The 6,988-nt window shown below is 54.1% G+C and carries 6 protein-coding genes and 1 pseudogene; all 7 read right to left on the bottom strand.

Going from position 1 to position 6,988, the window contains the following annotated elements; genetic code table 11:
- Positions 1-2,237 (bottom strand): isoleucine--tRNA ligase (gene ileS / locus QZL66_RS04090; protein ID WP_293601844.1); only part of this gene is annotated, 2,237 nt, incomplete at its 3' end.
- A gap of 50 nt (positions 2,238-2,287) precedes the next feature.
- Positions 2,288-2,965, bottom strand: coding sequence for a DivIVA domain-containing protein (locus QZL66_RS04085; protein ID WP_022410474.1), 678 nt, complete (start codon positions 2,963-2,965; stop codon positions 2,288-2,290).
- A gap of 13 nt (positions 2,966-2,978) precedes the next feature.
- Positions 2,979-3,752 (bottom strand): YlmH/Sll1252 family protein, encoded by a 774-nt coding sequence (locus tag QZL66_RS04080; RefSeq protein WP_022410473.1) that lies wholly within the window; start codon positions 3,750-3,752, stop codon positions 2,979-2,981.
- Positions 3,753-3,794: 42 nt separating this feature from the next.
- Positions 3,795-4,292 (bottom strand): cell division protein SepF, encoded by a 498-nt coding sequence (locus QZL66_RS04075; RefSeq protein ID WP_022410472.1) that lies wholly within the window; start codon positions 4,290-4,292, stop codon positions 3,795-3,797.
- A 121-nt stretch (positions 4,293-4,413) separates the two neighbouring features.
- On the bottom strand, positions 4,414-5,115 hold the full coding sequence (locus QZL66_RS04070) for a YggS family pyridoxal phosphate-dependent enzyme (protein ID WP_022410471.1): 702 nt from the start codon (positions 5,113-5,115) through the stop codon (positions 4,414-4,416).
- Positions 5,099-6,388 carry an HlyD family efflux transporter periplasmic adaptor subunit gene (locus QZL66_RS04065; protein ID WP_022410470.1) on the bottom strand — a complete coding sequence of 430 codons (1,290 nt, stop codon included), beginning with the start codon at positions 6,386-6,388 and terminating at the stop codon, positions 5,099-5,101. The genes QZL66_RS04070 and QZL66_RS04065 overlap by 17 nt, the downstream gene beginning before the upstream one ends.
- A 96-nt stretch (positions 6,389-6,484) precedes the next feature.
- Positions 6,485-6,988: pseudogene (locus QZL66_RS04060) on the bottom strand (tRNA dimethylallyltransferase); the annotation flags it as partial.

Here is a 6,988-nt window from a genome sequence, read left to right as displayed (position 1 = left end):
GAATCCTCCTTCTCGCAGTACAGGCGATCCTTGATGATGTCCAGATAGAAGTTGGACAGATCGGTGGTGCAGAAGTTGTGGATGGCATGGAATACGATGTGGAAATCGAATGCCTCATAGCCCTCGTGTACCTTTTCGATGACACGATCCAACCGCATCAGTGCCCAGCGATCCAGTTCCAGCAGCTGGTCATCTGCCACGCTGTCACGATCCGGATGGAAGCCATCGCCGTTGCCCAGATTGCCCAGAATGAATCTTGCGGTATTCCGGATCTTCTTGTAGGCATCGGAGAGCTGTCCCAGAATTGCCTTCGAAATGCGGATATCCGAATGGTAATCCGAAGAAGCAACCCACAGGCGGAGGATATCTGCGCCGTACTGCTTGACGATCTCATCCGGCATGATGCCGTTGCCCAGCGACTTGGACATCTTGCGTCCCTCACCGTCAACGACCCAGCCGTGGGTGCAGACTGCCTTGTACGGTGCGCTGCCCTTGTAAACCACAGAGGTCAGCAGAGAGGACTGGAACCAGCCGCGATACTGGTCGGCGCCCTCCAGATACAGATCAGCCGGCCACTGCAGGCAATCGTACTGTTCCATGACAGCAGTGTGGGAAACACCACTGTCGAACCAGACGTCCATGATGTCATATTCCTTGGTGAACTCCTTACAGCCGCACTCGCACTGTACTTCCGGCGACAGGAATTCCGACAGATCCTTTGTCCACCAAGCATCAGCGCCCTCCTTGCGGAACAGAGCGGTGATGTCACGAATGGTGGTGTCGTTGACGATGGGCTTTTTGCAGGACTTGCAGTAGATGATCGGGATCGGTACGCCCCATGTTCTCTGACGGGAGATGCACCAGTCGCTGCGGTCACGAACCATGCCCTTAATGCGCTCTTCGCCCCACTCCGGAATCCACTTGACGGATTCGATTGCCTTGATTGCCTCATCCTTAAAGCCATTGACGGAACAGAACCACTGCTCGGTTGCACGGTAGATGATGGGCTTGTGGCAGCGCCAGCAGTGCGGATACTGGTGGACGATCTTTTCGGTTGCCAGCATTGCGCCGACCTCGGTCAGCTTTGCAGCAATGGCACGGTTTGCCTCATCGGTATCCATGCCCTCGAACTCGCCTGCCTCCTTGGTCTGGCGTCCCTTGTCGTCTACGCAGACCAGAATGCCGATATCGTCGTAATTCTTGCAGACCTCAAAGTCCTCGACGCCGTAGCCCGGTGCAGTGTGTACGCAGCCGGTACCGCTCTCCAGTGTGACGTGGTCGCCCACGATGACCGGAGAAAGGCGATCGTACAGCGGGTGCTTGGTCTTCATGTGCTCCAGCTCGCTGCCCATGAAAGTACCAACGGTCTCATATTCGGTGATGCCGGCAGCCTTCATGGTTGCGGAAACCAGCTCGGTTGCCATGCAGTAATATTCATCACCCACATGTACCAGTGTGTACTCATATGCCGGACCAACGCAGATTGCCAGGTTGCCCGGAATGGTCCAAGTAGTGGTTGTCCAGATGACGAAGTAGATCTGCTTCTTGTCGATGCCCAGCTTGGTGAACAGACCCTTGTCATCGGTTACCTGGAACTTGACATAGATGGAATAACACGGATCGTTCTCGTACTCGATCTCAGCTTCTGCCAGTGCGGTGTTACAGTCCGGACACCAGTAAACCGGCTTCAGTCCCTTGTACATATAGCCACGCTTTGCCATCTCGCCGAACACCTCGACCTGACGAGCCTCATACTCCGGCTTCAGGGTCAGATACGGATCGCAGTAATGTCCCAGGCTTCCCAGACGCTTGAACTGTGCCATCTGATTCTTGACATGCATCATGGCAAAATCACGGCAGTGCTTCCGCAGGTCAACCGGCGGAATTGCGCCATTTTCCACACCGATGGACTTCATTGCCTTCAGTTCGATGGGCAGTCCGTGGGTATCCCAGCCGGGTACGTAGGGAGCGCAGAAACCGTTCATGTTCTTGTACTTGATGATGAAATCCTTCAGCATCTTGTTCAGCGCTGTACCCAGATGAATCTCGCCGTTGGCATAGGGCGGGCCGTCGTGGAGAATGTAGCGGGGCTTGCCCTCATTCTTGGCGATCATCTTTTCGTACAGATCCTCGGTCTCCCACTTTTGCAGAGTATCCGGCTCACGCTTGGGCAGGTTTCCACGCATGGGGAAATCTGTCTTGGGCAGATTTAAGGTTTTGTTATAATCCTGTGACATAGCTTGCTTCCGGCTCTTCCCGTCGGGAAAAGCCGCTCCTTTCCCTGAAATTAGTCTTTGTGTTCGGAATCCAGTGCACCGAGGTCGCCAAAACGGGAGTCATAAGCACCCTGAATGGTTTTGGCGGAGAACTGTGCGCCGGCAAAAGGATCTGCGGCTGCAGATGCTGCCGGTGCTGCGGCAGGGGCAGCATCCTCTGCGGTGCTGTCGTCTGCCGGAGCTTCTGCGGATACGCCGAATGTGGTATCATCCTCTTCCGGCATTGCGGAGAGCATGCTCAGATGTTCCTTGTACATGTCGAAAAGTGCCTTTTTGAAGTCAGCGACCTGCTTTCTGGCAGCGGTCAGCTTCTTGTGCTCCTCCTCGATCTCTGCCTCATTCTTTTCAATGAGGGCATCGTGCTGCACAGTCACCTCGTCCATCATTGCGTCCGCTTTCTGCTGCGCCTGCGCAATGATCTCATCGGCACGTGCGTTTGCCTCGGCAACAATGCGGTGGCCTTCCTTCTGGGCGCCCAGAAGTGCATCCTTCAGTGCGTCCTCGTCCCGCATGTACTCCCGAACCTTATCCGCCAGCACCTGAATCTTGTTGTGGCTGTCGTCCAGCTCCTGCTGTGCGGCAGCGACCTCCTGTTCCAGGCGGTTCAGAAATTCATCAATGTCCTCCTGCTTATATCCAAAAGCAGCCTTTTCGAACCGAAGTTCGTGGATTTCACTTGCACTAATCATTTGGGATCTCCTCTCACTGATATTTTTGAATCGTAATATGATGTCTTCCCTTTCGGGTGAGTCCGCCGTCCTCTGCCAACCGGAACTTTCCGTAGCCACGAATCGAGAACACATCTCCCACTTGCAGGGGTGCAGCAGGGGCATTGATCACTGCGTGACGGCAGGTCAGCCGGCCTTGTCGAATGAGCAGCACTGCTTTTTCCCGGCTCTGTTTCGTCACCAGAGCCGTAATTGCGTCCGCCCGCAGCGAGGCGACAGAACCTTCGATCAGGAGGTACGCCGTCTCCGCCGACAAGCAGACCGGATCATCTTCCGTCACGGTCACGCCGACACGTCCGATCTGATGCAGTTCCTGCAAAATCACAGAAGCTGCCGGAACACAGACAAAGACCTGCGCAATCCCATCGGCAATCAGAATATCTCCGACGGTCTCCCGTGCCAGATCGCATCCCATCAGTGCGCCCAGAAAGTCCCGATGTCCCGGGTTCTCTGTGCCACGCCAGCGGAATGTCAAACAGGTCAGCGGAAATTGCGGAAACTCCGGCACGCTCCACTCCGGCGCAAAGCCGAACATGACCCGTACAGTTCCCTCCGTACCGCCCCAAGCGGTGCACGTCACACCGTTTGCAGCTGCAATACGCTCCGCCGCCTGAAGATCCTCCTGCGGGTAAAACGCCGAAAAATACGGCCGATTGTCCCGATCGGAGCGCCGTGCCAGATCATCCCAGTGCGCCTCTAACAGCTGCTGGGATTCCGGCACAGTCCTCCCCTTCCCCAGATACGACATATCGTGTTTATCTCCCCTTCTGTCCTCCGGAAATACTTGTGTTTAAACCAGACCGCTGTCCTGCAGCTCGCCGACGATGCTGTCGCCGTCAAAGCCCACATTCTGCGGAATGATGAGGAACGTCTGGTTTGCGATGGGGCGGATCCGGCCATGCATTGCATAAGCTGCGCCGACAACGAAGTCGATGATGCGGCGGATATCCGGTTCCTTGGCACCCTCCAGATTCAGAACGACCGTCTTATTCTGCATCAGGTAATCCACAACCTTCTTGGAGTCCGAGGTGTAGACGGACGCCTTCACCAGAACGACCTGAAACTGTGCAGTCGTCTTAATGGTGGTGTAACGGTCGCCCTTTCCGCGGGATTCGTCAAAGGAAGATGCAGACGGCATAGAGCCGGAGGGTCTGCCATAGCTGCCGGGTGCGGTTCTGGGCGCTGCCTCTGCTGCCGGCTCCTCTGCCGGAGTGTCGTTGGGAACTGTATCTCTGCCATCCTCTTCTTCAGGAATAAAAAAATTCTTAATACCATCGATAAAACTCATAATGTTCTCCATTCCCCGCACATATGATTAGTATCATCCCGCCGCCATTTGTGCGGATGCGGCAGGCTTTCATCTCGTCTTTTCAGAGAAAACAGATATCGCTAGATACTGAACTGGCTCCTTAGGTATACTTTCTCGCACCAAACAGTGCAGAGCCGATCCGAACCATTGTCGATCCATAGCGGATTGCCGCAGCGTAATCGCCGGACATACCCATGGACAGGATCTTCATATCTATATTATCTAATTTTTTGGCGGAAATGTCAAGATAAAGTTCCTGCATTTCGCAAAGAAATTTTTCACTGCCGGCAGCCGGCGGAATTGCCATCAGACCTTGTACATGCACGTTGGACATCTGTCCGATTTGCAGCAACAATTCCTCCAGCGCATCCGGCGAAACGCCGCTCTTGGAGGATTCCGCACCCACATTGACCTCAATCAGAATATTCTGCACCTTGCCGACTCTCGCCGCATGGCGGTCGATCTCCTGTGCCAGATGCAGGCTATCCACCGAGTGGATCAGCGCCATATCCTCAATGATATACTTGACCTTGTTGGTTTGCAGGTGCCCGATCATGTGCACCTCCGCTTCCGGCAGGTAAAGCTCCTTTTTGGAGAGGTATTCCTGTACCCGATTTTCTCCCAGCACATGAATACCGCAACCAATGGCGTGGTTTACCGCCTCCGGCGCAACCGTCTTGGTCACAGCCATGAATGTGATCTCATCGGCAGGTTTGCGGTACTTTGCTTTTGCCTCGCCGATCTCGTAAGCGATTCGCTTGTAATTTTCGTCGATATACTTAAAACTAGTTTCCATCTGCATCAATACCCTCCACGATAATCGAGTCATACTGGATCAGATATCCGTCCCCTGCGTTCAGACTGGACAGGACATAATCCTTTCCCTCGTAGATGACATCCAGACGGCGGAACTCTACCTTTTCGCCGTCCAGCACATAGACACCACGGCAGTTCACAGTCTCCGTCTTTTCCTCGCCGGTTTTTTCGTCGGTGGTGGTTTCTTCCACATCCTTGAACCGGATCGCATTTCGGGGAACCTTGATCCCCTCATATTCGCCGCGGATCATTTCCACACGCTCCGTGCGGTTCTGCACGAAATCGGAGGTCATGGTCTCGCAGGAAACTACGGCGAGGACTTTGCCGTCCGTACCGGTGCTCCGCAGCTCCTGAATGGTTGCCGGTGCTTCTGCACCGGTGGAAATCAGGCGGAGCGTCACGGAATCGCCGACCTGATACTTCAAATCGGTGTTGTCTATCACGCCCAGCATGTACCAGTCGTAATTGGAGACCGTCTTGCCGATCACGCCGTCTGCGGATGCATTAGAACCCTTGCTCGCCTCTTGAATGATATCGTTCAATTTTTCTGGTGTCATATCCGAAAGAGATTCTTCATTGAGCTGAGATTCAAAACCATCCACATGACTGACAAAATACGCCGACGCATCGGAGACCACGTCTCCCACCGCCTGACTCTGGGACGCCTGCAGCGTCTGAATCTGCGCATTCAGGTCGGCGATCTGGCTGTCAAAAGAAATTGCGCCCTTGCTCACCACGATCTGGTACATGCTCAGTGCCTCCAGAAACTTCTGGCGGGATGCGGAAACGCTGAGCAGGTTCTCCTGTTCCCGCCCCTTCACAATATCCTTATAATACTGTGTCGCCTGTCGGGAGAGGTCGGCGGGCTGCGCCTGTTCCAGGGTGCCGGGACTGGAAATGCGCTGGAGCGTGTCCAGCTTTTCCTGAAGCGTGTCGATCTGCTGCTTCTGTTCAATGGCGGACTCATCGGGATAAATTTCCGCAATGACGTCGCCCACGGCAACCTTTCCGCCGTCCGAGATCCGGTAGCTTACCGCACCGGTTCCGCTGTAGGTCAAGACGTTTTCGTCCCGCACATACACACCCTGAAAGACAACAGCTTCATCTGCGGTGGCACGAATCGCCGTTTCCGTTTCGTAGCTGGTATCCACAAAATGGTAGAAGATCGTTCCGAACGTCGCAAGCACCGATGCCGAGAGAAGTCCCAGCAGGACATTGGACATTTTGTTACTGGAAATAGAAGCCATTGTTCGTTTCATCACCTAGTTTCCGCATTCCCGCCGAATTGGATTCCGAGGGAAATCGCATGAGATTTTTGCAGTACAATGAGCCATTTTCCGCAAAGAGAGCCTGACTCAACTTATATTATAGCACAATAAATCGGAATTGGCTATTGTTTTTTTGCATTTTTCCAAAATTTCTTGTTTCTTGTCAAACTTGCTGAGAATTATCCACTGAATATCAGGATTTTTGCGAAACCACGTCAGTTGCCGTTTGGCGTACCGGCGGCTTTCCTGTTTGATTTTGTCGAGACATTCGCCGAGCGGCATGGTATTTTCGAAGTACGGAATCAGTTCCTTGTACCCGATAGCGTGGTAAGCCGTCCGGAGCGCCTCGTTCTGATAGACGGCATGCGCTTCTTCCACCATGCCCGCCCGCACCATCTCATCCACACGGCGGTCAATGCGGTCATAGAGCACCTGCCGATCCTCGTACATCAAACCGATCTGAAGAGAATGGTAAGGACTGGGGATGATACGGCTTTCCGCCTTGCATGCGGTAAAGGTCTTTCCTGTGAGGGTGCAGACCTCCAGCGCCCGCACGACACGCACCAGATTATTTGGGTGAATGGCAGGCGC

Source organism: Ruminococcus sp. CAG:330 (genome assembly GCF_000437175.1).
In the GTDB taxonomy this organism is placed as follows: domain Bacteria; phylum Bacillota; class Clostridia; order Oscillospirales; family Ruminococcaceae; genus Ruminococcus_C.
The sequence above is the reverse complement of the archived record's forward strand: the minus strand, read 5'-3'. Positions and strand labels throughout refer to the sequence as shown.

Excerpts from the sequence above, each read along its gene's own strand:
- QZL66_RS04080 (WP_022410473.1), bottom strand. The coding sequence starts at position 3,752 with ATGTCGTATCTGGGGAAGGGGAGGACTGTGCCGGAATCCCAGCAGCTG.
- QZL66_RS04075 (WP_022410472.1), bottom strand. The coding sequence starts at position 4,292 with ATGAGTTTTATCGATGGTATTAAGAATTTTTTTATTCCTGAAGAAGAG.
- QZL66_RS04085 (WP_022410474.1), bottom strand. The coding sequence starts at position 2,965 with ATGATTAGTGCAAGTGAAATCCACGAACTTCGGTTCGAAAAGGCTGCT.
- QZL66_RS04070 (WP_022410471.1), bottom strand. The coding sequence starts at position 5,115 with ATGCAGATGGAAACTAGTTTTAAGTATATCGACGAAAATTACAAGCGA.
- QZL66_RS04065 (WP_022410470.1), bottom strand. The coding sequence starts at position 6,388 with ATGAAACGAACAATGGCTTCTATTTCCAGTAACAAAATGTCCAATGTC.